A 23900-nucleotide genomic window follows, 5' to 3' on the forward strand; every position below is an offset into this window, starting at 1 on the left:
TTACTCCTGGTTGGGTTGAGGTTCGGGCGTGCTGGCCGGCGCGGCGGCCTCGAGCTCGCCGCGCTGCTTTTTTTTCAAGGCCTCGCCAAAGCGGTCCAGCCGCTGTTCCCACAACTGGCGGTAGCCGCCCACCCACTGGTCGAGTTGCTGGAACGGCTCGGGCTTCAGCGAGTACAGCCGCAACTGCCCTTGCGGTCGTACTTGCACGAAGCCGGCCCCCAGCAAGATGCGCAGGTGGCGCGACACGCCAGATTGGTGGATGCCCAGCAGCTGCACCAGGTCGTTGACCTGGCGCTCGCCACCCTGCAGCGTTTCCACGATTTGCTTGCGGGCCGGTTCAGCGAGGATCTGAAAAACATCCATATGCGCCATTATGCATATACATTTAAATGCATGCAAGTGGCGTATTGACACCCTGGGCATTTGGAGCGTGAACGGGCGCCCCGCGCGAAACTCTACTTGGCCGCAGAGGCGGCGGATGCAGAAGCCTTGGCCTGTGCCGCCTGGGTCACCGCCAACGCGCCCAGCAGCGCAATCGCATCCGGCCGGCTGCCACGCCTGGCATAGTCCAGCGCGGTCTGGCCCAGCCGGTTCTTCAGCGTGGCGTCGGCGCCGGCCTCCAGCAGCAGCTTGACCGAGGCGATGTTGCCGTATTCGGCCGCCATCATCAGCGGTGTGGCGCCATTGGGGGCGGGCGCGTCGATGTAGGCGTGGCCATCAAGCAGGATCTGGATGATGCCAGCATGGCCATTGGTGGCGGCATAGTGCAGCGGCGCCCAGCCGGGCTTGTTGATGTCGGCATCCATGGCGATCAAACGGCGCACCAGCGTGGTGTTGCCCATCAGCGCGGCCATCATCAGCGGGCTCTCGTCTGCCTTGTTGCGCACCTCGACCTTGATCTTGTCCCATGCCAGCAGAGCCGACACCGTCGCCGGCCTCTCTTCATGGATGGCCATGATCAAACCGTAGTCACCGTTGCTGTAAGGCGTGTTGGCGTCGAAGCCCTTTTGAATCACCCGGGTGACGGCTGCGCCATCGTCGCTCTTGATGGCACGGAAGAAATCGTCAAACCCCGTGCTGACAATCACTTGTGAATTTGCGATAGAAAAAACAATAAAAACATATAGATAAATAATTATCTTGATGTAATTTCTTAAATAAACCATGGTTCAATCTGGTTGGAACAGCGTGTCGAAATTGACGCTGGTGGCCTGCCCCACCTGCTCTGCTGTCAGGCCCTTGATGGCCGCCAGCTGGGCCGCCACATGCGGCACATACGACGGGTTGTTGGTCTTGCCCCGATAAGGCACCGGCGCCAGGTAAGGGCTGTCGGTCTCAATCAGCGTGCGCTCCAGCGGCACATAGGCTGCCACGTCACGCAGATCCTGCGCGGTCTTGAAGGTGACGATGCCGGAGAACGAGATGTAAAAACCCAGCTCCAGCGCCGCCTTGGCCACCGCCATGGTCTCGGTAAAGCAGTGGAACACGCCACCAGCCGCCCCGGCCGAGCCGTCTTCGCCCTCCTCCTTAAGGATGGCGATGGTGTCTTCTGAGGCGCTGCGGGTGTGGATGACCATGGGCTTGCCCAGCCGCCGCGCCGCGCGGATGTGGGTGCGAAAGCGCTCGCGCTGCCATTCCATGTCGGCCACCGAGCGGCCATTGAGCCGGTAGTAGTCCAGCCCGGTCTCGCCAATGCCCAGCACGCGCGGCAGGCTGCCCAGCTCCAGCAGCTTGTCCAGGCTGGGCTCGGTGACGCCCTCGTTGTCCGGGTGCACCCCGGCGGTGGCCCAGAAATTGTCATACGCCATGGCCAGGCCATGCACTTCGGGGAATTCTTCCAGTGTGGTGCAGATGCACATGGCGCGGGTGACATGGGCTTGTGCCATGGCCTCGCGGATGGGCCCCAGCTGTTCTTTCAGCTCGGGAAAACTCAGGTGGCAATGCGAATCGGTGAACATGCGGGCAAGTGTAGCGGGCGGGCCCCGCACACTCGGCTCACATGGTCTGCGTGGGACGGTCCGACGCCATGTTGGCGCCAAGGATTTCTTCGATTTTCAGCTTCAGCAGGCGCGACTTTTCGTCCTTCGGGAACAAAATGCCCACGCCCTGGGTGCGCGCGCCCGAAGCCTTGGCCGGTGTGACCCAGGCGACTTTACCGGCTACCGGGTAGCGCTGGGTGTCTTCTGGAAGCGACAACAGCACGTAAATATCATCGCCCAGCTTGTAATCCCGCGTGGTGGGGATGAAGATGCCGCCTTCCTGGAACAAGGGAATGTAAGCCGCATACAGCGCGGCCTTCTCCTTGATCGCGAGCTGGATCACACTGGGACGGGGTGGTGCGGGCGAATTGCTCATCAGGAAGTTGTTCTAACCCCTTGAGTTTAGGGCCTTTTTGGCCTCGCTCACAAGTGCCTCGGCCATCAGGCCGGGGTTGAACGGGTGTTCCACCGTGCGGCCGGCCTGGGCCAGCGCGCGCGACCAGCCGGTCAGGGCGGGCCAGGAACCCGGCTTGGGCAGGTCGGCCTCAGCAAAGAAACGCGGGCCTGCCCCGCTCTTCACTGCCAGCAGGTCATGGCACAGCTTGTGCAGCGCGTCCAAGCTTTGGGCCGGGCCCCAATCCTTCAAGGCGGCCACATCGCCACGCAGCATGGCCTGGGGGAAAGTAGCCCAGGCCTTGGCGTCGCGGCCGCTGGCGGCAAAGGCCAGTGCGTCCTGTGGGCGGCCGCCGGCAGCGCGCAGCAGTGTGGCGGCGTCCTGTGTTTTCAGGCCCTGCCGGGCCAGCCAGGCCAGCGCCTCGGACTCGGCCGGCCAGGCCATGGCATGGCCCAGGCAGCGGCTGCGTATGGTGGGCAGCAGCTGGTGGGCCGCTTCGCTGGCCAGCACAAAGCGCACGTCGCCGGGCGGCTCCTCCAGCGTCTTGAGCAGCGCGTTGGCGGTGATGTGGTTCATGCGCTCGGCCGGAAACACCAGCACCACCTTGCCACGCCCGCGCGCGCTGGTGCGCTGGCTGAACTCCACCGCATCGCGCATGGCCTCGACGCGGATCTCTTTGCTGGGTTTGCGTTTCTTGTCGTCGATGTCGGCCTGCGCCTTTTCCGACAGCGGCCAGCCCAGTTCCATCATCTGGGTCTCGGGCATCAGCATGCACAGGTCGGCATGGGTGCGCACGTCAATGGCATGGCAGCTGGTGCAGTGGCCGCAGGCTTGGCTGTCATTCAGCGGGGTTTCGCACAGCCAGGCGCGCGCCAGCGCCAGCGCCAGTTCGTACTGCCCCAGGCCCGAGGGCCCTTGTAACAGCCAGGCATGGCCGCGCTGCGCCAGCAGGTGACGGGCCTGGACGGTCAACCAAGGTGCCAGCGGTTCGCTGGCTGAGGCGGCAGTGGCGGTGTCGTCGGCGCTCATCGCGTTTCGGTCGCTCAAGCCAGCCAGCCGCGCTGACGCACGGCGGCCTGCACCTGTTGCCACACCGCATCACGCGGCTGGGCCGCATCCACGCGGGCGAAACGCAGCGGCGCCTGGGCGGCGCGGCTGGCATAGCCCTGGCTGACGCGGCGGAAAAAATCCACTTGCTGGGCCTCGAATTTGTCCGGCTCGCGGGCCCCGGCCAGGCGCTGGGCGGCCAGTTCGGGCGCCAGGTCAAACCACAGCGTCAGGTCCGGCTGGCGGGTGAAAACGGCCTGGCCGGCCAGGCCCGGCACACCGGCCGTGCCCTGCACCCATTGCTCCAACGTGGCCAGCATGGTCAGGTCGAATCCCCGGCCGGCCCCTTGGTAGGCATAGGACGAGTCAGTGAAGCGGTCACACAGCACCACGTCACCCCGGGCCAGCGCCGGCTCGATGACCTGGCGCAAATGGTCGCGCCGGCCGGCGAACACCAACAGCGTCTCGGTCAGCGCGTCCATGGGGTCGTTCAGCACCAGCGTGCGCAGCGCCTCGGCCAGCGGTGTGCCGCCGGGTTCGCGCGTCAACAGCACCTGGCGCCCGCCCGCGCGCAGCTGATCGGCCAGCGCATCGATGTGGGTGGACTTGCCGGCGCCGTCTATGCCTTCGAAGCTGATGAACAGACCGGTGCTCATGCCGTGGGGGTCTCCATGCGCCTATTGTCCACGCTGGAACTTGTTGACGGCGCGGTTGTGCTCGTCCAAGGTGTTGCTGAACTGGCTGCTGCCGTCACCCCGGGCGACGAAATACAGCGCCTTGCTGGTGGCCGGCTGCACCACGGCCAGCAGCGACGCCTTGCCGGGCATGGCGATGGGTGTGGGCGGCAGGCCGGCGCGGGTGTAGGTGTTCCACGGCGTGTCGGTCAGCAGGTCACGCTTGCGCAGGTTGCCGTCGAATTTTTCGCCCAGGCCGTAGATCACCGTGGGGTCGGTTTGCAGCAGCATGCCCACGCGCAGCCGGTTCAGGAACACGGCGGCGATCAGCGGCCTGTCCATCGGCCGGCCGGTCTCCTTTTCCACGATGCTGGCCAGCGTCAGCAGTTGCTCGGGCGTGGTCAGCACGGTGTCACTCGCGCGCGCGGCCCAGGCGGCCTCCAGCCGCTTGTCCATGGCCCGCTGGGCACGGCGCAGCAGCGCCAGGTCGCTGGAGCCCTTGGAGTAGGTGTAGGTGTCGGGGAAGAAATGGCCTTCGGCCGGCACGCCGGGCTTGCCCAGCTGCGTCATCAGGCTGGCCTCGCTCAAGCCCTGGGTGTCAGGCTTCAGGCTGTCGGCCTTGGCCAGGGCTTCGCGCACCTGGCGGAAGGTCCAGCCCTCCACCAGCGTGATGGCACGCAACGCCTCTTCGCCGCGCACCAGCTTGCGCAGCAGGCTGGCCGGCGTGGCGCCTTGCTCCAACTCGTAGCTGCCGGCCTTGATCTGGCGCGACTCGCCAGACAGGCGAAACCACCAATACAGCCAGGCGGGATTGACCTGCACGCCGGCATCGGCCACCGCCTGGGCCACCGCGCGTGCCGGCGTGCCGGGCTCCACGCTCAGGTCCAGCGACGGCGCCGTCATGGGCAGCGGCCGGTGCAGCCAACTGTACGCCCCGAACCCCGCCCCGCCAACCAGCAGGACCAGCACCACCAACACCACGGAAAAGACGCGCACAGCCCTACAAGCCCACTTGAAATAGAGCGCCGATGATAATTCACTGCATGAGCACGTCTTCTTATCCGCTCCAGGGCATGGCCGCGCTGCCGCACCTGGGGGTGATCCGCGCCGAGGGCGAGGACGCCGTCAAGTTCCTGCAAGGCCAGTTGACGCAGGACTTTGCCTTGCTGCGCACCAACGAGGCGCGGCTGGCAGCCTTCTGCTCCGCCAAGGGCCGCATGCAGGCCAGTTTCGTGGGCTTCAAGCTGGCGGAGGGCGACATCGTGCTGGTGTGCGCACGCGACCTGTTGCCGGCGACGCTGAAACGCCTGAGCATGTTCGTGCTGCGCAGCAAGGTCAAGCTGAGCGACGCCACGGCGGCGTTTGAGCTGCGAGGCCTGGCCGGCCAGGCCGCCACCACGCTGCTGGGCAGCCGAGCGGCCCCCTGGACGCTGGTGCAGGCCGGTGGGGCCAGCGTGGTGGCCCTGTACCCGGCCGACGACGTGGCCCGCGCGCTGTGGCTGGCCCCGCTGGGCACGCCACTGCCCGACGCGCCGCCGATCAGCAACGAGGCCTGGGCCTGGGGCGAAGTGCGCAGCGGCGTGGCTACGCTGACCACACCGGTGGCCGATGCCTTTGTGCCGCAGATGCTGAATTACGAATCCGTGGGCGGCGTCAACTTCAAGAAGGGCTGCTACCCTGGCCAGGAGGTGGTGGCGCGCAGCCAGTTCCGCGGCACGCTAAAGCGGCGCGGCTACATCATTCGCGCCGAGGCGCCACTGGCGGTGGGCGACGAAATCTTTCAGGCTGCGGACGCCGAGCAACCCTGCGGCAGCGTGGCCCAGGCGGCGCGCTCAGCCGATGGGGCTTACGAGGCCATCGCCTCGCTGCAGGTGGCGGCGGCCGAGGCGGGTGGCCTGCACCTTCATCGAGCTGATGGCGCGGTGCTCAGCCTGCTGTCGCTTCCTTACCCGCTGCTGGCTGATATCTAGGCAGCTGCGTCAACGCCTGGATTTGTACCAGCGCGCTTTGGATCAACCGGCTGCGGTTGTTGGCTTCTACCCAGACCAGTCGCTTCTCGCTGTTCCAGTGGTCGCTGGCGACCGCCATGAAGCTCGTCAATGCTGCGTGCAGGGCCGGCATATCAGTCACCCCCACGCACAAGCCAGCCTGGACGTTCAGCACGATGGCAGTCGCGCCGCCAGCCTCGCCATACACCAGGATGGGCCTGCCCGTGGCCATGTAGTCGTATGTTTTCTGCGGAATCACGCCATCGTAGACATGGTCATTGATCAGCAACAAGGCAGAAGCCATGCGCATCAGCGCCACAGCCTCACTGAGGCAAACTTGGGGTGAAACACGCACGCAGCCCGGCCAGGAGGCCTGGAAATCGGCCAACAGCCGACTGTTGGTTTCAGTCTGGTTGCCAACCAGCACCAATTGGAGACGATCCACCATCTCGGGATGCTGGCGCAACAGTGCATCAAAATTATCAATCAGCGGCTGCAGGCTGCCGTGCCAGCGACCGGCATACAACAAGGCAAACCGGTCCCGATCAATCAGCTTGTCAGCGGCATTCGCGGGCGGGATGGGTATGCTGTGAAAATGCGGGTCCCAGCCATTCATCATCACCGCAAGCTTGCCAGGCGCCACATCAGGGAAGGCCTTGCGGTAGGCGGTGAGCTTGGGCTGCGAGGCGAACAGCACCAAATCGGCGCGTTGCAGACAATCTCGCTCGACGTCTCTCTCAAATTCGCCGGGATGGACGAATTCGGGCGTGTTCACCGTCCATTCATCCCGGTAGTGCAGTACCAGCGGGCAATGGCACAAATCGGCCAGCCAGCGTGCAGCGACGAAATTGGAAAAGCGAGGCCCCGTTCCCACCACCACCGCCGGCATGCGCTGTCGCAACTCAGGAAGCGCGGCATTCAGCATGGCCCAGGCCGTCAAGTAATCGCCGTCCAGGCTGGGCACCATACCGGGCAGCGTGGTCAGGCGCGCGCCGTGGTCGTCCATGAACCGGCTGCGCACCCGCACAATGGTCACTGCCGGCCCCAGCCCTTGAAGCAATTCCAGCCCGGCTGCCGAAACATTGGCAGGCTCCGGCCCACAAACCACCCACACGCGCCAACCCTCGCGCGCAGCCTCCCGCGCCAGCGATGCAATCACGTGCACGCCCACGCTGGCCAATGGTGGGAACCCCCAAGCCACGATCAGCATGTCGCGGCTTGCCGGAGCGCGTCGCCGCACAGTCAGGCTGCGCAGCAACACCATGCCCATCCAGGCCCAGGCCAAGAACGTCTGCGGCAGACCTTTCAGTAACGTGAGAACACTGCGACTGCCCATGTGTGCAAGTGATGAGTTGGAGAAGCTATTGAGGCGATCATAACGACTGTCATGAGCCTGTCTGCCACGATTTAAAATACGGGCGGCTCAACGCCAACCTCGACCGGCCACCAGGAAGGAAGCCATGCATCCCAGCTTTTCCGTAATCATTGAATGGGAAAACGCACGTTTCGCCGAGTTGCAGCGTACACGGTTCATGCTGCAGGCATTGCTGGCCCAGATTCGCGCCTTGCCCCCAAACGGATCACCACCGCCCCAGGTGTTTTTTCTATACGACAAGCTGTCCATCGACGGCGACATGGTGAACCGGGTGTTGGGTGAGGACTTCGTCGCCGAGCCCACCGAGGCACGGGTCAGTGTCCTGCCCAGCGAAGGCCTGCGCTATTACCAGCAGAAGAACCAGGGGGCCCGCCTGTGCGATGGCGACATCGTCATTTTTCTCGACTGCGATGTCATCCCTGAGCCCGGCTGGCTGCAGGGCCTGCTGGACGCATTTGCCGATCCGCAGGTATGCGTGGTGGCGGGCGAAACCTATATCGAATACCACAACTTTTACAGTCGCGCCTTTGCGCTGTTCTGGTTTTTCCACCTCCGCAATCCCGCACAGGACCTGCGGCAGTCGAACTTCTTCCATGCCAACAACGTGGCGTTCCGTCGCGAGACCTTCAAGCGTTTTCCGTTTCCTGAAATTCCGGCCTACCGCGGGCAATGCTCGGTGTTGGGCCGCACCTTGCTGGCCAATGGCATCAAGATCTACATGCAAATGAGTTCGCGCGTCTCCCACCCCTGCCCACTTGGTGTGCGTTATTTCCTGGGTCGGGCGCTTAACAACGGGCGCGACCAAGTGATCGTCGCTGCCATGGACAGCGCCAATGGCCGCGTGCCCTGGCGTTCGGTCTACTGGAACTATGCCAGCAGCATGGGGCGGACCTGGCAGAAATTTCGGCAGAATGCGGGCACGGTGGGCCTGGGGCCGGCTGGCTGCGTGTTCGCCTTTGGCGTCGCCGTGCTGTATTTCACCTTGAAGGCGTTAGGCGAGATGATCACCCTGATCTGGCCAAATGCGGTGCAGCGCCTGTTCCCGATATGAGGGCCTGTGCTGCCTGCCTCAGTCACCGCCCAGACTGTCTATAGCCGTGCCCAGGCGCTGTTTCCACAGCCTGTGGTTGTCCACTGGCGTACCTGACAGCATACGGAAAGTCATGAGACGCGGCTCCTCCTTGGTCCAGTAGGCGTCACGCACGCCGATTTCCACGTCGGCACCCAGCAGCGTCACGCTGGCGCCTTTCAGGCTGCCGTAGAAGGTGCGCTGGCTGGCATGCAATATCGCCTGGCCGCCAGCGGCATCCAGGTCGATCAGCCAGGCGATGCGCCCCACCTCGTCCAGCCCATATTCGGTGAAGGTGCCGGTAAAGCCGGCGGCAGTGCGCCATTGCGCCAGTTGGGCCTCGGCTCGGGCCTTGGGGTCCACAGGCGCGGCTTCGGGGGGCGCCGCTGTTGCATCGCCCTGCGCATCCTCGCCCTCGGCGGCTGCCTGAGGTGTCGGCTGCTGCGCAGCAGCTTGCGCCAGCAACTGCTGCTCGACCTTGTCCACGGCAAAACGCACGCCACCGGCAAAGCGCTGGAATTCGGCCGCCACACGCTCGGGCACCCGATCCAGACGCAGTTCCGCTTTGGCGCCGGCGCTGCGGCCCTGCAAAGCGGCCAGGCGTTCGTCCGACGATCGCAGCAGGATGCGGCAAAAGCCCGTGGGCTGGGACTCTGCGCCCTCTTCCCTTGACTTCAAGGACAGCTTGGCGACATCAATGCTCAGACCCGCCAGCGGCAACGTGACATCCAGGGGTGCAGTCTTCTCGTCCTTGTCGCCCAGCATGGGGTGTTCGCGCTGGTAGCGGGCATTGCTGCTGGCACTGACCTTGAGTTCACGCGCCGTGGGCAGGGATTCCACACTGAATGCGTGCGCCACAAAACGCAGCCCGCCGGGCACCGGCACCACCCGGGTGCGCAGCTTGCGGGCACCGTACTCCATGTAGAGCAGAAAGGCGGCCACGAACAGCGCAACGCCGCCCAGGGCCCACCAGATCAGGGTGGAAAAATCGGTCATCGCTGTTTGCCCCCAACCTTATGGTTTGTCGTATGCAGTGTGATCCCACCTCTGCCAGGCACCGGTCCGGCCTACAGCCGTGTGCGGAACGATGGCGGTATATTGTCGCGCACCTTGTCGCGTTGCTCCGGCGTTGCCGCCTGCAAGGCTGCGCGGTAGGCCAACAACGCCTGGTCGTCATCGTGGAATGCGGTGGACTGGATGTCAGCGATGGTCATCCAACTCTCCACCGCCAGGTGCGGCCAACCCTGGGCGCGCCGCTTCAGCGCGTCGACAGCCAGTGGCCAGTCCCCCAGGCGCCTGCCCAGCAGAAAGCCGGTGTTGAGCAGGTCCAGGTCATAGCCACCGTCCTTCAGGTAGCGCCGCGCCAGTTCGGCGGCTTTGGCCTCCTGACCCGCGCGCGCCAGACTCACGACCTCGAACGAGCGCACCGTGGGGGCATTGGGCTGCATGGCCTTGGCGCGGTTCAGGTAGGCGCTGGCGCGGGCGTCGTCGCCCAGGTAGCTGTAGCCACGCGCGATGTTGCCCAGGATGGCCACCACGAAAGGCCGCGAATTGGCGATGGACTCCCACACCCAGACGGCGTTGCGCCAGTCGCCCCAGCGGGCCAGTTCGTCGGCGGCCATGGCGGTGAGTTTGCGATAGTGCGGATTGATGGCCACGCCGGCTTTCAGCAATGCCAGCATCTCGCGCCGGGGCTCGGCCAGCTGGGGGTGGTTGGGTTCGCCGGTCTGCGACACCCCCAGCGCGATGCGCACGGCACTGACCAGATCACGCTCGCATTGCACAGCCTGCCAGGTGATGTAGCCGGCCAGGCTGGTGGCGGCCAACGCCACGGCCACGGTGGCGCGTGCCAGACCGGTCGACCATTGCCATGGCGGTGCTTCAAACCGCCCCACCCAGCCCAGCCGCAGGTCGGACGCTGCCAACAGCGCCAGGCACAGCGCAAACACCGCATCGGTGCTGGCCATACGCCAGGGAAAGCCGGCGTTGCTGACGATCAGCAGCGCCAGCATGGCGGACAGCACCAGCGCGCGCAACGGCGCCTCAGCCTGCTGCCCAGGCGTGGCGGCATGCCAGGTGCGCCAGGCGGCGCGGCACAGATAGCCCAGCAACAGCAGCAAAAACAGCCAGCCGGCCAGCCCGTACTCGGCCAGCAATTGCAGGAACTCATTGTGCGCGTAGTAGTCGGTCTCCAGCTGGGCGCCATCCTCCTGGTACAGCGGGATGTACACCTCCCAGGCGCCAGCGCCCACGCCCATCAGCGGGTTGGCCTTCAGCATGCGGGCGGTGGCTTTCCACATCACGTAGCGAATGGAAAAGGAGCGTTCGGTGTATTCCTTCGTGTCGGCCATGGAGGCGGTGCGCAGGAAGGAGCGCTGCAAGGCGCTGTGCCCCATGTTGTCGGCCAACACCTGCGGATTGTTGCTGGGCACGGCCCCCAGGCCCAGCAGGCAAGCCAGCGCCACGCCCACCGCCAAGCCCTGCTGGCGCTGGCTCCACTGGGCAAAACCCAGTTGCGCCCGGTAGCGCCACAGGATGAAGGGCAGCACCAACAGCAACACCAGCATGGCCAGCAGCGCCGAGCGCGTGCCCGTCATCATGATGGCCACCACCACGAAGGCAGCCAGGAAGGCGCGCAACGCGATCTGTGCGCCGCCGCGCGCGCTGGCCACCAACCACAGCGAGAACGGCAGCGTGCAGACGGCAAATTCGGCGTAGAAATTGCGGTTGACGAAGGTGGAAGCGGGCGGCGCGCCCTGTGGAAACAGCTTGAAATCCAGCCAGAACTGCAGCGCCACCCAGAGCGAGGCCATCACCGCGCCCCAATGCATGCCCTGGGCCAGCCATTCGGCGCGACGCAGCGTCAGCACCTGCGCGCCAGTCCACAGCAGCACGGCGAAGATGAACCAGCGTATCGCCTCACCCCCCGCCAGGTAAGCGTGCGACCAGTACATGCTGCCCAGCGCATAGACCAGCAACAGCAAGGGCAGCAACACCAGGCCATGCCAGGCCACCGATTGCACCTGCCGCCGCATGGACCACCCCAGCAGGCCCAATGCCACCAACGCGCCAAAGGCGACGACGGCGGATTTCAGCGTGTCTTGCAGCATCAGCTCGCTGGGCACGCCCAGTGCAGGCGCCAGCATCACCGTCAACGCCAGTGCCCAGGCGGCCCATTGGCCAGCCCCATCGGCCAGGTCAGCGGTGGCCTGAGCCGGACGCTCAACCGTGGCTGCCGGGCGCTTATTGCCCATGAGTCAGCGGCATGACCATTTCGATGTGCTCTATGCCGGCCTCTTCAAAGGCCGGCCCGCGCGCCGTGAAGCCCTGTCGCTCGTAGAAGCCGCGTGCGCTGCGCTGGGCGTGCAGCATCACTTCACGGTCACCGCGCCGCTGGGCCGCTTGCAGCAGCGCCTTCAGCACGCCCTGCCCCACCCCTGCGCCGCGCAACACCCGGTGCACGGCCATGCGGCCTATGCGGCCCACGCCGGGTGCCGGCTGCGTCAGCCGGCCGGTGCCCACCACCTGGCCCAGCCGGTTGCGCGCCAGTGCGTGCACCGCCTGCGCGTCGGCGCCATCGCACACCAGCTCGGCGGGAATGGCCTGCTCATCCACAAACACCTGGGTACGCAACTGGCGCGCTGGCGCCTCCAATTCATCCCAATGTCCTGTGCCCACCGTGAACATGCCTTGCCTGGCCTCAAAGCCTTCCAGCACCTCCCGCAGCATCGCCGGCACGGGTTTGGAGGTCTGGGTGGCGGGGTCGGCAAACACATAGACCAGCTCGCCGGTGATCAGCAGTTGCTCACCGCGGTAGATGGCGCCCTGGAACTGCATGGACGAGTTGCCGATGCGCGCGCACTTGAGCCGCACGTCCAGCTGGTCGTCATAGCGCGCCGAAGCGTGGAATTCGATGCTGGCCTTCTTCACGTACAGGTCGCCGCCCAGCTGGTGCATGGCTTCTTCGTAGGGCAAGGCCAATGCGCGCCAATAGTCGGCCACTGCGGTGTCGAAGTACATCAGATAATGGGCGTTGAAGACGATCTTCTGCATGTCCACTTCGGCCCAGCGCACGCGCAAGGAGTGCGAGAATCGGAAATCCTGCGGTTTGGTCATGGGCATATTGTCACTTCACTGGCGCTGTCGCAGCCTTGAACGCAGCGCGCAAGGCTGCGGCGGCATCCGCATGCGCCAACCGCGCTTCGGGAATGGCGCGGCCCATCTTGATGAATTCATGCGTGACGCCTCGGTAGATCTCCAGGTCCACCGCCACGCCGGCGGCGCGCAGCCGGTCGACATACTGCAGGGCTTCGTCCACCACCGGGTCGCATTCGGCCAGGCCAAACCAGGCCGGGGCCAGGCCCTCCACCTGCGGCGCGTTCAGTGGCGCAAAGCGCCAATCCTCACGCGCCGGGCCGTCGGCGATGTAGTGGTTGAAGAACCAGGCGATCTGCTCCTGCTCCAGCACAAAGCCGTTGGCAAACATGCTGCGCGACGGCGTGTCAGGGAAAGCGGCGCAACCGGGGTAGAACAGCAGTTGCAATGCCAGCGGCAACCCGGCATCGCGCGCCTGCAAGGCACTGACCGAGGCCAGCGTACCGCCAGCGCTGTCGCCCCCCACCGCGAGCCGCGCGGCATCCAGCCCCAGGGTGGCGCCCTGGCGGTGCAGCCATTGCAGCGCGTCCCAGGCGTCGTTGACCGCGGTGGGAAAGCGGTGCTCGGGCGCCAGCCGGTAGTCCAGCGACACCACCGCGCAGTTGGCCAACCGCGCCAGTTCGCGGCACAGGATGTCGTGCGTCTCCACGCTGCCTATCGTGAAACCGCCGCCATGCAGGTACAGCAGCACCGGCAGCGCCGCGTGATTGGGCGCCACCAGCCGGGCCGGCAGGCGGTGGCCGTCGCGCGCCGAAATGGTGAAATCCTGCATCCGGGGCAGCGCCGCGCGCGGCACCTCCAGCACGCCGGCACCGGCCTCATAGGCCAGCCGCGCCGTGGCCACCGGCATGGCCTGCAAGGGCATGCGCTGCGCGCGTGCCATGCGCTCGAGCACGCCGCGCATGGCGGGCGTCAGCAGCGATTCAGGGTGTGTCTTCGGGCTTGTCCCCATGGTGATGGCAAGGGCAGGTGGGCCGGTAGTACAGTTGCAGGCTGATCGTACTACGCCCCCACACCACTCCTTCTACCACCATGTCCCTGATCTACTACATCACCCAGGTCCAGTTCGACTACGGCGCCATCAAGCTGCTGAAGCAGGAATGCCAGCGCGTGGGCATCACCCGGCCGCTGGTGGTCACCGACGCCGGCGTCAAGGCTGCCGGCGTGTTGCAAAAGGCGCTGGACGCGATCGCCGGCATGGAGGTGGCGGTGTTTGACCAGACCCCCTCCAACCCCACCGAGGCCGCTGTGCGCGCCGCCAGCGCCATCTACAAGGCGCAGCGCTGCGACGGACTGATCGCCGTCGGCGGTGGCTCAGCCATCGACTGCGCCAAGGGCGTCGCGATTGCCGCCACCCACGATGGCCCGCTGACCACCTACGCCACCATTGAGGGGGGGTCACCGCGCATCACTGACAAGGTGGCGCCGCTGATCGCCGTGCCCACCACCAGCGGCACCGGCAGCGAGGTGGCGCGCGGCGCCATCATCATCGTCGATGACCACCGCAAACTGGGCTTCCATTCGTGGCACCTGGTGCCCAAGACCGCCATTTGCGACCCCGAGCTGACGCTGGGCCTGCCACCCAAGCTGACCGCCGCCACCGGCATGGACGCCATCGCCCACTGCATGGAAACCTTCATGGCGCCGCCGTTCAACCCGCCGGCTGACGGCATTGCGCTGGACGGCCTGGCGCGCGCCTGGGCCCACATTGCCCGCGCCACCCAGGACGGCAGTGACCGCGAGGCGCGCATGAACCTGATGAGCGCCAGCATGCAGGGCGCCATGGCTTTCCAGAAGGGCCTGGGCTGCGTGCACTCGCTCAGCCACAGCCTGGGCGGTGTCGACCCGCGGCTGCACCACGGCACCCTGAACGCCATGTTCCTGCCGGCGGTGATCCGCTTCAACAGCCGGGCCGAGTCCATGCGCACCGAGCACAAGCTGCAACGCCTGGCCCACGCCATGGGGCTGGCGGCCGGCGCCGACATTCCCGAGGCGATACGCGACATGAACGCCCGCCTGGGCCTGCCCACCGGGCTGAAAGCCATGGGCGTGGGCGAGGCACAGTTTGACGCCATCATCACCGGCGCACTGGCCGACCACTGCCACAAGACCAACCCGGTGGTGGCCACGACAGACGACTACCGCGAGATGCTTGCGCAGGCGATGTGAGGTTGGGAAGCTCAGAGCTTCCCTATGGCGCCGTCAGGTACACCCACTTGGCAAAGAAGCCATCCAGCTTGTTGCCATGGGCGGCCTCCATCGCCGCCTGAAAATCCGGCGTGGTGACGCTGCCGCCCCAGTGCTTGCGCGTGTAAGCCTGGATGCCGCGCCAAAAGGCGTCCTCACCCATTTCCAGGCGCAACAGGTGCACCACGTAGGCCCCCTTGTCGTAGACCAGCGAGCGGTCGGCGGCGCTGGGCTTGTCCCAGTGGGGGAAGACCAGCGGCTTGTCGTTGCCGGCGGCGCGAAGGGTTTCGTACTTCACGCGGGCGGCGGCTATGTGCTTCATGTACTCGTCGCGGCCGAAACGGTGCTCGATGTAGGCCGCTGTCATGAAGGTGGCGATACCCTCGTTCAGCCAGAAATGTGTCCAGGCGCGGTTTGTCACGCCGTTGCCCCACCAGGTGTGGGCCAGCTCGTGCGCGCCCAGCCAGACGTTTTTGTCATCGGCCAGCAGGCGCTGCCCGTAACGTTCACCCAGCAGCGACATGCCGGCCAGTTCCTGCGCTGCGTAGCCTTGCAGCAGCACCTCGGTGTAGCGTGCCAACGGGTACGGCACACCGGCCTTGGCCTGGAAGAAGGCCAGCATGTCCGGCGTGTCGCGGAAGATCTGGCCCATTTGCGCCTCGGTGAAGGCCAGGGTGGCCAGCTGGCGCAATTCTGGCCGACCGGCATCGGCAGGCACCACCACTTCGCGCATACGCCCGGCGGCAAAGCCATACAGGTAGCTGGGCATGGCCTGCTCCAGCCGCCAGGTGCTGGCCTGCAGCCCGCCGGCCCGCAGTTCATGCGCCACCGGGTCGCCGGTGGCGGCCACCTGCCAATCAGCCGGCAACACCAGCGTCAGCGCGAGTGTGGCGCGCACGTCTGGCGCATCCACGCAGGGCATCCACTGGCTGGTGGAAAAGTCGGTGTGGATTTGCGGCGCTTCGGGCAGAAAGCTCATGCCGTACTTCGGGCTGCCGTGGTAGGTCAACGCCAACGCTGTGCCTTGGTTCGCGGCCAGCGGTTGCAGCAGGCGTATGCGGGTGCGGTTGCCTTGCTGGGTAAAGGGTTGGGCCGAGCCGGCCAGTGTGACCTGCTCCACCACCAGCGCGCCACTGTCCAGCACGATCTCGGCCACGCCGTCCTGGCGTGCCCGCAGGCGCACCTGTTCGCGGCCCCGCACCGATTTGCCCGCCACATCGGGTGTGATTTCCAACGCGTAATGTTCTATGGCGTAGCCCGGTGCGCCCTGCGCCTGCACCCGGGCACATGCCAGCCACAGCAGGCTGGCTGCCAGCAGCGCCCTGACAACGAGGGTGAAGGAGCGGCCCACCAGCCTACTGGATGGGATGCAGGCTGGCCAGATTGATCAGCGCCGACATCACCTCAGGCTTGAAGCCCACCCGGCTGTTGCCTGAGCTGTCATACCCCTTGAGCACCAGGTTTTGCAGGTACTCCACGCAATCCTTGTGGCCCCAGAACCCCTGTATGGCGGTGGCGATGCGTGGGTGGTGCTGGTTGACGATGGCCATCTCACGATCGACGCGGAACTGCCGTGGCATTTCATGCAACGCCATCGGGCGCGTGGCCAGTTCTTTCTCCTCCCAGTCCAGCGGCGGAAAGCCAGCGGGCTCGGTGTCCTTGAACCTGGACTCTTTGGCGTCTTTGGGGTCATTCGGCATCGCAGCCAATGATAAGCCAATTGCCCCCTTCGGCCCGCCTGTCTTACAGCGGCAACACCTTGGCCATGTCGGGTTTGTGCAACCAGGCCTGGAACTCGTCGGCCAACTGGGCGCTGGCAGCGATGGCCGCGCGCCAGGCCTTGACGCGGCCGGCCAGATCCTGCCCATAGTGGGTGAAGTCCTGGCGGTCGGGCAGCTTGGCATTGGGCAACCCCTTGATCCACCGGGGGTCGGGCGCCAGCAACAGCATGTTGTCCAGGAAGTGCGTGGCCTTGTGGCGCCACTTCAGGCTCTTGTCCAGCCAACCGGGGACCACAGCCTTCTGAAAGTGCGGGTACAGCACCAGGCCGCCCGGAGTGCCGGTACCACCCGTGGGACGGTTGGCGTAGTTCAGGTGCAGGTGGTAGTCGGTGATGCCGCCGTCCCAATAGGCGCCGTGGGGGGCGCCGGCAATGTTGTGCACAGCAGTCAGCACAAAGGGGATGGAGCAGCTGGCCTGCAAGGCCTGGTAGAAATTGCCCTCGTCCAGCGCCACCTGGCGGGTGCGGTAGTCATTGGCGGCGAAAGGCAAAGGCGCCAGGCCGGCTTGCGGCCCGGGGGTGGAAAATACCACCCGCTCCAGCCAGGCACCCATGGCCCTGCGCGCCAGGGTGTTGGTGACGAAGGCGCCCAGGTAGCCCAGCGGCGTGCTGAACGCCTGCTCGCGCCGCAGAATATGCCGCCCGCGCGCGGTGACGACGTGCAACCGATAGCGTGGGTGATTCAACACCTGCTGCACCCGCCCGCCGTAGAAGGATTGCAGACTCTCGCCAAAGCGCTGGCTGACAAACTGGGCGCTGGGGCGCTTCTCGCCCGGCTTCAGCTCGTAATGTTGGTGGGTGTAGTCATGCTCCAGCCGGGCGAAGGCAGTTGCGGGGTCGTCCAGGCAGGCAGTGGCCATGCGCCAGGCACCGATCGAGGCCCCCACCAGGTGCACCTCGTGGGTGCTGGCGGCCAGCCACTGGCCAAACAGGAAGCGGTCCAGCGCGCCCAGGATCAGGCCCTTGGGGCCGCCGGCCGCACCCGGCACGGTGTCAACATGCTCAGGCGCCAGGCCATGCTGTTCCAGGTGTTTGCGGGCAGCCGGGCCGGCATAGATGCACAGGGCTGAAGGCATGGTCATTGCCGGGCTGCCCCAAGATGAGCAGCGTGGGAGCTGATCACGAATCCCCCTGCCCGCTCCAGTCAATCGGGTCTTGCTGCAGCGCCATGTCGATGTCCAGGCCCAGCACCACACCCACCGCACCAGGGAAGGTGACGGCCATCTCGCGCTGGTTCAGCCCGGCTTCCTTGCAACGGGCGCGCCAGGTCGCCAGGTGGATGACGCCGGCCAGCGGCTCGTAGACGTCGTTCTCGAACGGCGCGTATTGGTGCTCCAGCGCATCCTGCATGGCCTGCGGAAACAGCCACTTGCGCGCCACGCCCGCGCCCACCTCGGAATACGTGAAGCCAAAGGTCTTGTGCTCGGCACGCGCGCGCTTCAGGTCCAGCGGGGCCACTTCCTTGTCCAGCAGGGAGATCTCCACCGGCATGCCCATGTGCATGACCAACTCGCCAATGCCATGGATCAGCCCGCAGGTGAAAGCCGCCTGCTGGTTTTGCCGCACCACGCCGGCCAGCGAACGCGCCACCTTGGCCACGTTCAGGCTGTAGGCCCAGAACTGTTGCAGGTTGAGGCCCGGCACCGCCTTGAACGACGGCCCGGCAGCGGCACCGGTGACCATGGCGCGCACATGGCTCAGGCCCAGGATGGCCAGCGCCTCCGAGCAGCTGTTGACCTTGCCCGAGAGCTTGAAAAACGCCGAGTTGGCCAGTTGCAGCAAGCGCGTGGTCAGCGCCGGGTCGGTGCTGATCAGCTGGGTGATCTTCTTCAGGTCCGGCTCCGGACGGTCCAACTCGTTCATCAGCAAGGCAATCACCTTGGGGATGCTGGGCATGGCGATGGGCATCGCCAGAAGATCATTCAACGCCGTGGCCATGGTGTGGGGCTGCTCCGTTCTCTGATGGGAGGGTAATAAGTACGGTGAAGCTCATTATCTCAGGCGGCGCGCTCCGTGCCACCCAGCCTGCTGTTCAGCCGCGAATCGGCAGGCCCAGCTTGTCCAGCAGCACCCGGTCATCCTGTGCCTCCGGGTTGCCGGTGGTCAGCAGCTTGTCGCCGTAGAAGATGGAATTGGCGCCGGCCAGGAAGCACAGCGCCTGCACCGCCTGGCCCAGCTCGCGCCGGCCAGCCGACAGCCGCACCCGCGCCTGCGGCATGGTGATGCGGGCCACCGCGATGGTGCGCACGAATTCCAGCGGGTCCAGCGGCGGCAGGCCGTGCAGCGGCGTGCCGGCCACCTGCACCAGGTGGTTGATGGGCACCGACTCAGGGTACGGGTTCAGGTTGGCCAGCTGGGCGATCAGGCCGGCGCGCTGCTGGCGCGATTCACCCATGCCCACGATGCCGCCGCAGCACACCTTGAGCCCGGCGTTGCGCACCCGGCCCAGCGTGTCCAGCCGGTCCTGGTAGTGGCGGGTGGAGATCACCTGGCCATAGAACTCGGGCGCGCTGTCCAGGTTGTGGTTGTAGTAGTCCAGGCCGGCGTGCTTCAGCCGGTCGGCTTGCTGTTGCTCCAGCATGCCCAGCGTGGCGCAGGTTTCCAGGCCCAGCGCCTTGACCTCGCGCACCATGGCCTCCACCTTGTCCATGTCACGGTCCTTGGGCTCGCGCCAGGCAGCGCCCATGCAGAAACGGGTGGCGCCATTGGCTTTGGCCTGCGTGGCGGCCTGCAGCACCTCATCCAGATCCAGCAGCTTCTTGGCCTGCACGCCGGTGTCATACCGCGCAGCCTGCGGGCAGTAGCTGCAGTCTTCCTCGCAACCACCGGTCTTGATGGACAGCAGCGTGGCCAGTTCCACGTCGCCCGCGGGGAAGTGGGTGCGGTGCACTTGCTGCGCGCGAAAGACCAGGTCGTTGAACGGCAGCTCGAACAGCGCCAGCACATCGGCCAGGGGCCAGGTGGCCTCTGGCGCCAGGGAAGGCGCGCTCTTCCTCGTGGGATGCAGGGTCACTGTTTGCATGGCCGTCACTTTCTCAAGGGCAGGGGTTGTTCGGGTGCGGGGGAAAAGCCTCTCAGCGCTTCAACTTGGCAAACGCGCTGGCCATGGCCGAATTCACAGGTGCAGCAGGCGCGGATTGCCGGTAGCCCTGTCCCCTGCCCGCCGCCTGGAAGCGGTTGTCTCCCGCCGAATCCCGCTTGCCAGCCCCCGGCGCCGCATCCAGCTTCATGGTCAGCGAAATGCGCTTGCGCGCCACGTCCACCTCCAGCACCCGCACCTTGACGATGTCGCCGGTCTTCACCACTTCGCGGGCATCGTTGACGAACTTGTTGCTCAACTGGCTGACGTGCACCAGGCCGTCCTGGTGCACGCCCAGGTCCACGAAGGCGCCGAAGGCGGCCACGTTGCTGACCGTGCCCTCCAGCACCATGCCTTCCTTCAGGTCCTTGATGTCTTCCACACCGTCGCTGAAGCGCGCCACCTTGAAGTCCGGGCGCGGGTCGCGGCCGGGCTTTTCCAGCTCACCCAGGATGTCCTTGACGGTGATGACGCCGAACTGCTCATTGGCAAACAGCTCCGGGCGCAGTTTTTTCAGCATGTCGGCGCGGCCCATCAGCGCGTCCACTGGCTGCGCGGTGTGGCTGATGATGCGCTCCACCACCGCGTAGGTCTCGGGGTGCACGCCAGTCATGTCCAGCGGGTTGTCGCCGCCGCGTATGCGCAAAAAGCCGGCGCTTTGCTCAAAGGTCTTGGCCCCCAGGCCGCTGACCTGCAGCAACTGCTGGCGGCTCTTGAAGGCGCCATTGGTTTCGCGCCAGCGCACCACCGCCTTGGCCACGCTACCCGACAGGCCTGACACGCGCGACAGCAGCGGCACGCTGGCGGTGTTCAGGTCCACGCCGACGGCGTTCACGCAGTCTTCCACCACCGCGTCCAGCGTGCGCGCCAGCTCGCTCTGGTTGACGTCGTGCTGGTACTGGCCGACGCCAATGGATTTGGGGTCAATCTTCACCAGCTCGGCCAGCGGGTCCTGCAGGCGGCGGGCAATGCTGGCGGCGCCGCGCAGGCTGACGTCGACGTCCGGCATTTCCTGCGAGGCGAATTCGCTGGCGGAGTACACCGAAGCGCCAGCCTCGCTGACCACCACCTTGTCGATCACGCGATCGGCGCCCTTGGCGGCCAGCTTGATCAGCTCGCCGGCCAGCTTGTCGGTCTCGCGGCTGGCGGTGCCGTTGCCGATGGCAATCAGGTTGACGCCGTGCTTGTCGCACAGCTTGGCCAGCGTGTACAGCGAGCCGTCCCAGTCCTTGCGCGGCTCGTGCGGGAACACGGTGGCGGTGTCCACCAGCTTGCCGGTGGCATCCACCACCGCCACCTTGACGCCGGTGCGTATGCCGGGGTCCAGGCCCATCACCACTTTCTGGCCGGCCGGCGCGGCCAGCAGCAGGTCGCGCACGTTGTCGCCGAACACCTTGATGGCCACCTTCTCGGCCTCCTCCCGCAGGCGGGCGAACAGGTCGCGCTCGGTGGACAGACTGAGCTTGACGCGCCAGGTCCAGGACACGCACTTGCGCAGCAGGTCGTCGGCCGCGCGGCCCTGGTGGCGCCAGCCCACGTGCTGGGCGATGCGGCCCTCGGCCATGGACAGCTGGGCCTTGGCGGCGGGCGTGCCGGCAGCCGCGAGCGCCTCGGGCGACTCGGGCAACACCAGCTTGGCGTCCAGGATCTCCAGCGCGCGGCCGCGGAACACCGCCAGCGCGCGGTGCGAGGGCACGCGGCCAATGGGCTCGTCGTAGTCGAAGTAGTCGCGGAACTTGGCGTGCTCGGGGTTGTTCTCGTCCTTGCCGTCGGCCAGCTTGCTCTGGAACAGGCCCTCCTGCCACAGCCATTCGCGCAGCGCCTGCACCAGCGCGGCGTCTTCGGCCCAGCGCTCGCTGAGGATGTCGCGCACGCCGTCCAGCACGGCCGGCACGGTGGTGAAGTCGTCGCCCTGCTCGTTCTTCCCGGGCTTGACGAAAGCGGCCGCCTCGTCGGCCGGCACCAGCGTGGGGTCGGCCAGCAGCTTGTCGGCCAGCGGCTCGATGCCGTTTTCACGCGCGATCAGGCCCTTGGTGCGGCGCTTTTGCTTGTAGGGCAGGTACAGGTCTTCAAGCTCCTGTTTGGTGGGCGCGGCCTGGATGGCGGCCAGCAGCGCGGGCGTCATCTTGCCCTGCTCCTGGATGCTCTTGACGATGGCATCGCGCCGTTCGTGCAGTTCACGCAGGTAGGCCAGGCGGGCCTCCAGCTCGCGCAATTGGATGTCGTCCAGCCCGCCGGTGACTTCCTTGCGGTAACGGGCGATGAAGGGCACTGTGGCGCCGCCATCCAGCAAGGCAACAGCGGTTTCGACCTGGTGTGGGGTGACCCGGATTTCCTGCGCGATCTGCGCGATGATTGTCTGCATGAAACTGTAAGGAATTGTGGCCTGAGACCGACTCTTCAAATAACCGGAGGCCGCGAGTTTGCCACAGCTGAAAAGCGCTTCTGCTGCGCCATTCAGCAGCTTTTTCTGTTAGGCGTTTGGCCCCATTCAAAACGGAAAACAGCATGAATACCGTCGCTACAAAACTCATAGCATCCACCGCCTTGCTGGCCAGTTCCGCCACAGCCCTGGCCGCTCCAGGTCAGTGCGTGGCAGAGTCCGGCGCGCTGCGCACACCGGTGCTGGAGCTGTACACGTCAGAGGGCTGCAGCTCCTGCCCGCCGGCCGACAAGTGGCTGTCGTCGCTGAAAGGCCGCGAAGCCGGCGCGGTGGTGCAGGCCTTCCACGTCGGTTATTGGGACTACATAGGCTGGACGGACCGCTTTGCCACGCCGGCCTTCACCGCGCGGCAAAGGGACATTGCCGCGCACAATGGCCTGGGCAGCATCTACACGCCGCAAACCGTGCTGGATGGCCGCGACTGGCGTGGCTGGGGCCAAAGCGGCCTGTCGGCAGCGACTGAGCCAGCACGCGCCAGCATCACGCTGCGCCAGTTGGGCACGGATCAATTCGAAGCCCAGGTCAGCACGAAGGACGTGTCAACGCTGGCCTGGTCGGCATACTGGACGGTGACCGAGGACAGCCACAGTTCACGCGTCAAGAGCGGTGAAAACGCCGGGGAATACCTGCAGCACGACTATGTGGTGCGACAGTACGTGCCGGTGGGCGCGTACAAGACCTCACCTGGCACCACGCAGACCTTGAGCCTGCGCAGCATAGCCGCCAGCAGTGGTCACGCGCGGCGGGTCAACCTGGTGGTGTTTGACAGCAAGACGCTGAAAACCTTGCAGGCGGTGTCGGTGGGCTGCTGAGCTGACGGTGAAGCCGCCCCTGGATCAACGGCCAAGCATCTCCCCCAACCTGCCCAGCCGTTGCTCCAATGGGGGCTTGCGCTGATCCAGCCAGCGCTGCAACACCGCCATCCCCTGCGGCAGCAATTGGCAACTGCGCACCCGCCCCAGTTTCTCCGTCTTGACGATGCCCGCCTCCTCCAGCACCTGCAGATGCTGGCCCACCGCCGTCAAGCTGACGCCCAGCGGCTCTGCCAGCTGAGACACCGAGTGCGGCCGTTCGCTCAAACGCTCCACCAGTGCGCGGCGCGTGGGGTCGGCCAGTGCGTGCAACACGCGGGCAACAGCAGCGGCGGCTGTATCGCCGGCAATTGGAGGCATCACTGAATCCATTCGGCGGAAAAAATCAGCCCGCCAGCGTCTGCCCCAGCTTGTCCAGCAGCTTGCGCCAGCCGGCCTCGCGCATCTGCGGGCCGTCGGCATTTTCGAAATACGCGCCCTGGAAAGTGCAGATCAAGTCGGTGCCGGTGGGCGTGGCCAGCAGCTCGAAAGTGACCAGAGAGGACGAGATGTTGACGCCGCCCACAGCCATGGTGGCGGCAACGACGATGCGCCGGTTGGGCACGATGTCCTGGTAGACGGCTTCACTGGTCAACGGCACGCCAGGGAATGGGCTACCCGGCTTGAAACGCGACCGCATGCGCTCGACGCCGCCGACGCGGAAATCCAGGCTGTAATCTTCCAGCTCATGGTGTTCTCCCTCGCCGAACCACCGGCGCTTCTGCGCAGGATCGGCAAAGGCGGCGAACACGCGCTCGGCCGGTTTGGCGTAGCTGCGTTCGATGGCGAAGGTGCTGTGCACGGTGGTCGGGGTGGCAACAGTGGGCATTGGGGAGCTCCATATTGAATACTGAAGTATTGACTTCAGTATTGCACGAA

General features: G+C 65.9%; 24 protein-coding genes. 4 read left to right on the forward strand and 20 right to left on the reverse strand.

All coding sequences use genetic code 11. The features are described from left to right. The 7 genes from AC1DX2_RS02045 to mltG form a co-directional block, all read right to left on the reverse strand. Positions 1-363: an ArsR/SmtB family transcription factor gene (locus tag AC1DX2_RS02045; protein WP_477194616.1), complete on the reverse strand. Its 363-nt coding sequence runs from the start codon at positions 361-363 to the stop codon at positions 1-3. 92 nt (positions 364-455) lie between these two features. Next, complete coding sequence (locus tag AC1DX2_RS02050; RefSeq protein ID WP_477194617.1) at positions 456-1088, reverse strand: ankyrin repeat domain-containing protein; 633 nt, start codon at positions 1086-1088, stop codon at positions 456-458. A gap of 81 nt (positions 1089-1169) precedes the next feature. Continuing rightward, the gene (locus AC1DX2_RS02055) at positions 1170-1958 is read right to left on the reverse strand and encodes a TatD family hydrolase (protein ID WP_477194618.1); all 789 of its coding nucleotides are present in this window, start codon (positions 1956-1958) and stop codon (positions 1170-1172) included. A gap of 37 nt (positions 1959-1995) precedes the next feature. Further along, on the reverse strand, positions 1996-2355 hold the full coding sequence (locus tag AC1DX2_RS02060) for a PilZ domain-containing protein (RefSeq protein WP_477194619.1): 360 nt from the start codon (positions 2353-2355) through the stop codon (positions 1996-1998). A gap of 12 nt (positions 2356-2367) precedes the next feature. Continuing rightward, positions 2368-3402 carry a DNA polymerase III subunit delta' gene (locus tag AC1DX2_RS02065; RefSeq protein ID WP_477194620.1) on the reverse strand — a complete coding sequence of 345 codons (1035 nt, stop codon included), beginning with the start codon at positions 3400-3402 and terminating at the stop codon, positions 2368-2370. A 14-nt stretch (positions 3403-3416) separates the two neighbouring features. Then, entirely contained in the window at positions 3417-4076 is a 660-nt protein-coding gene (tmk, locus tag AC1DX2_RS02070) for a dTMP kinase (RefSeq protein ID WP_477194621.1), read from the reverse strand. A 21-nt stretch (positions 4077-4097) separates the two neighbouring features. After that, positions 4098-5090 (reverse strand): endolytic transglycosylase MltG, encoded by a 993-nt coding sequence (gene mltG / locus AC1DX2_RS02075; protein WP_477194622.1) that lies wholly within the window; start codon positions 5088-5090, stop codon positions 4098-4100. A 47-nt stretch (positions 5091-5137) separates the two neighbouring features. Here mltG and ygfZ point away from each other — a divergent pair, with 47 nt between their 5' ends. Continuing rightward, a complete protein-coding gene (gene ygfZ, locus AC1DX2_RS02080) occupies positions 5138-6064 on the forward strand; it encodes a CAF17-like 4Fe-4S cluster assembly/insertion protein YgfZ (RefSeq protein WP_477194623.1) in 927 nt (308 codons plus the stop codon). Here ygfZ and AC1DX2_RS02085 read toward each other — a convergent pair. Further along, on the reverse strand, positions 6021-7418 hold the full coding sequence (locus AC1DX2_RS02085; RefSeq protein ID WP_477194624.1) for a glycosyltransferase: 1398 nt from the start codon (positions 7416-7418) through the stop codon (positions 6021-6023). The two genes, ygfZ and AC1DX2_RS02085, sit on opposite strands and share 44 nt — an antisense overlap. A 124-nt stretch (positions 7419-7542) precedes the next feature. On the opposite strand from AC1DX2_RS02085, the gene AC1DX2_RS02090 reads away from it, so the two are divergent. Next, the gene (locus AC1DX2_RS02090; protein WP_477194625.1) at positions 7543-8508 is read left to right on the forward strand and encodes a glycosyltransferase; all 966 of its coding nucleotides are present in this window, start codon (positions 7543-7545) and stop codon (positions 8506-8508) included. Positions 8509-8526: 18 nt separating this feature from the next. Here the strand turns inward: AC1DX2_RS02090 and AC1DX2_RS02095 are convergent, their stop codons facing one another. The 4 genes from AC1DX2_RS02095 to AC1DX2_RS02110 all read right to left on the reverse strand — a co-directional run bounded on the left by AC1DX2_RS02095 (position 8527) and on the right by AC1DX2_RS02110 (position 13633). After that, positions 8527-9522: a hypothetical protein gene (locus tag AC1DX2_RS02095; RefSeq protein WP_477194626.1), complete on the reverse strand. Its 996-nt coding sequence runs from the start codon at positions 9520-9522 to the stop codon at positions 8527-8529. Between the two features lie 71 nt (positions 9523-9593). Then, positions 9594-11780, reverse strand: coding sequence for an O-antigen ligase family protein (locus AC1DX2_RS02100; protein WP_477194627.1), 2187 nt, complete (start codon positions 11778-11780; stop codon positions 9594-9596). Then, entirely contained in the window at positions 11770-12648 is an 879-nt protein-coding gene (locus AC1DX2_RS02105; RefSeq protein WP_477194628.1) for a YbgC/FadM family acyl-CoA thioesterase, read from the reverse strand. The genes AC1DX2_RS02100 and AC1DX2_RS02105 overlap by 11 nt, the downstream gene beginning before the upstream one ends. 4 nt (positions 12649-12652) lie before the next feature. Then, positions 12653-13633, reverse strand: coding sequence for an alpha/beta hydrolase (locus AC1DX2_RS02110; RefSeq protein ID WP_477194629.1), 981 nt, complete (start codon positions 13631-13633; stop codon positions 12653-12655). 80 nt (positions 13634-13713) lie between these two features. On the opposite strand from AC1DX2_RS02110, the gene AC1DX2_RS02115 reads away from it, so the two are divergent. Further along, positions 13714-14850, forward strand: coding sequence for an iron-containing alcohol dehydrogenase (locus AC1DX2_RS02115; protein ID WP_477194630.1), 1137 nt, complete (start codon positions 13714-13716; stop codon positions 14848-14850). A gap of 22 nt (positions 14851-14872) precedes the next feature. Here AC1DX2_RS02115 and AC1DX2_RS02120 read toward each other — a convergent pair whose 3' ends face one another. The 6 genes from AC1DX2_RS02120 to AC1DX2_RS02145 all read right to left on the reverse strand — a co-directional run bounded on the left by AC1DX2_RS02120 (position 14873) and on the right by AC1DX2_RS02145 (position 22092). Further along, positions 14873-16219 carry a M1 family metallopeptidase gene (locus AC1DX2_RS02120; protein WP_477194631.1) on the reverse strand — a complete coding sequence of 449 codons (1347 nt, stop codon included), beginning with the start codon at positions 16217-16219 and terminating at the stop codon, positions 14873-14875. A 4-nt stretch (positions 16220-16223) separates the two neighbouring features. Continuing rightward, a complete protein-coding gene (locus AC1DX2_RS02125; RefSeq protein WP_477194632.1) occupies positions 16224-16568 on the reverse strand; it encodes a hypothetical protein in 345 nt (114 codons plus the stop codon). Positions 16569-16611: 43 nt separating this feature from the next. Further along, positions 16612-17730: a patatin-like phospholipase family protein gene (locus tag AC1DX2_RS02130; RefSeq protein ID WP_477194633.1), complete on the reverse strand. Its 1119-nt coding sequence runs from the start codon at positions 17728-17730 to the stop codon at positions 16612-16614. A gap of 37 nt (positions 17731-17767) precedes the next feature. Next, positions 17768-18586 carry an HDOD domain-containing protein gene (locus AC1DX2_RS02135; RefSeq protein WP_477194634.1) on the reverse strand — a complete coding sequence of 273 codons (819 nt, stop codon included), beginning with the start codon at positions 18584-18586 and terminating at the stop codon, positions 17768-17770. A 94-nt stretch (positions 18587-18680) separates the two neighbouring features. Beyond that, complete coding sequence (bioB, locus tag AC1DX2_RS02140) at positions 18681-19670, reverse strand: biotin synthase BioB (RefSeq protein WP_477194635.1); 990 nt, start codon at positions 19668-19670, stop codon at positions 18681-18683. Between the two features lie 52 nt (positions 19671-19722). Beyond that, a complete protein-coding gene (locus tag AC1DX2_RS02145; protein ID WP_477194636.1) occupies positions 19723-22092 on the reverse strand; it encodes a Tex family protein in 2370 nt (789 codons plus the stop codon). Between the two features lie 143 nt (positions 22093-22235). On the opposite strand from AC1DX2_RS02145, the gene AC1DX2_RS02150 reads away from it, so the two are divergent. Then, entirely contained in the window at positions 22236-22982 is a 747-nt protein-coding gene (locus AC1DX2_RS02150) for a DUF1223 domain-containing protein (RefSeq protein WP_477194637.1), read from the forward strand. A gap of 24 nt (positions 22983-23006) precedes the next feature. Here AC1DX2_RS02150 and AC1DX2_RS02155 read toward each other — a convergent pair whose 3' ends face one another. Next, positions 23007-23342 (reverse strand): ArsR/SmtB family transcription factor, encoded by a 336-nt coding sequence (locus tag AC1DX2_RS02155; RefSeq protein WP_477194638.1) that lies wholly within the window; start codon positions 23340-23342, stop codon positions 23007-23009. Positions 23343-23367: 25 nt separating this feature from the next. Beyond that, a complete protein-coding gene (locus tag AC1DX2_RS02160) occupies positions 23368-23850 on the reverse strand; it encodes an SRPBCC family protein (RefSeq protein ID WP_477194639.1) in 483 nt (160 codons plus the stop codon). Positions 23851-23900 lie beyond the last annotated feature (50 nt).

This window comes from Hylemonella sp. P2_B10, from assembly GCF_056404875.1.

Bases quoted from the DNA above. Each gene is read 5' to 3' on its own strand.
- AC1DX2_RS02055 (WP_477194618.1), bottom strand. From the start codon at position 1,958: ATGTTCACCGATTCGCATTGCCACCTGAGTTTTCCCGAGCTGAAAGAA.
- AC1DX2_RS02105 (WP_477194628.1), bottom strand. From the start codon at position 12,648: ATGCCCATGACCAAACCGCAGGATTTCCGATTCTCGCACTCCTTGCGC.
- AC1DX2_RS02115 (WP_477194630.1), top strand. From the start codon at position 13,714: ATGTCCCTGATCTACTACATCACCCAGGTCCAGTTCGACTACGGCGCC.
- AC1DX2_RS02065 (WP_477194620.1), bottom strand. From the start codon at position 3,402: ATGAGCGCCGACGACACCGCCACTGCCGCCTCAGCCAGCGAACCGCTG.
- AC1DX2_RS02090 (WP_477194625.1), top strand. From the start codon at position 7,543: ATGCATCCCAGCTTTTCCGTAATCATTGAATGGGAAAACGCACGTTTC.
- AC1DX2_RS02130 (WP_477194633.1), bottom strand. From the start codon at position 17,730: ATGACCATGCCTTCAGCCCTGTGCATCTATGCCGGCCCGGCTGCCCGC.
- AC1DX2_RS02155 (WP_477194638.1), bottom strand. From the start codon at position 23,342: ATGCCTCCAATTGCCGGCGATACAGCCGCCGCTGCTGTTGCCCGCGTG.
- AC1DX2_RS02095 (WP_477194626.1), bottom strand. From the start codon at position 9,522: ATGACCGATTTTTCCACCCTGATCTGGTGGGCCCTGGGCGGCGTTGCG.
- AC1DX2_RS02085 (WP_477194624.1), bottom strand. From the start codon at position 7,418: ATGGGCAGTCGCAGTGTTCTCACGTTACTGAAAGGTCTGCCGCAGACG.
- AC1DX2_RS02100 (WP_477194627.1), bottom strand. From the start codon at position 11,780: ATGGGCAATAAGCGCCCGGCAGCCACGGTTGAGCGTCCGGCTCAGGCC.
- AC1DX2_RS02110 (WP_477194629.1), bottom strand. From the start codon at position 13,633: ATGGGGACAAGCCCGAAGACACACCCTGAATCGCTGCTGACGCCCGCC.
- AC1DX2_RS02125 (WP_477194632.1), bottom strand. From the start codon at position 16,568: ATGCCGAATGACCCCAAAGACGCCAAAGAGTCCAGGTTCAAGGACACC.
- AC1DX2_RS02150 (WP_477194637.1), top strand. From the start codon at position 22,236: ATGAATACCGTCGCTACAAAACTCATAGCATCCACCGCCTTGCTGGCC.
- AC1DX2_RS02145 (WP_477194636.1), bottom strand. From the start codon at position 22,092: ATGCAGACAATCATCGCGCAGATCGCGCAGGAAATCCGGGTCACCCCA.
- AC1DX2_RS02060 (WP_477194619.1), bottom strand. From the start codon at position 2,355: ATGAGCAATTCGCCCGCACCACCCCGTCCCAGTGTGATCCAGCTCGCG.
- bioB (WP_477194635.1), bottom strand. From the start codon at position 19,670: ATGCAAACAGTGACCCTGCATCCCACGAGGAAGAGCGCGCCTTCCCTG.
- AC1DX2_RS02045 (WP_477194616.1), bottom strand. From the start codon at position 363: ATGGATGTTTTTCAGATCCTCGCTGAACCGGCCCGCAAGCAAATCGTG.
- ygfZ (WP_477194623.1), top strand. From the start codon at position 5,138: ATGAGCACGTCTTCTTATCCGCTCCAGGGCATGGCCGCGCTGCCGCAC.
- tmk (WP_477194621.1), bottom strand. From the start codon at position 4,076: ATGAGCACCGGTCTGTTCATCAGCTTCGAAGGCATAGACGGCGCCGGC.
- AC1DX2_RS02135 (WP_477194634.1), bottom strand. From the start codon at position 18,586: ATGGCCACGGCGTTGAATGATCTTCTGGCGATGCCCATCGCCATGCCC.
- AC1DX2_RS02160 (WP_477194639.1), bottom strand. From the start codon at position 23,850: ATGCCCACTGTTGCCACCCCGACCACCGTGCACAGCACCTTCGCCATC.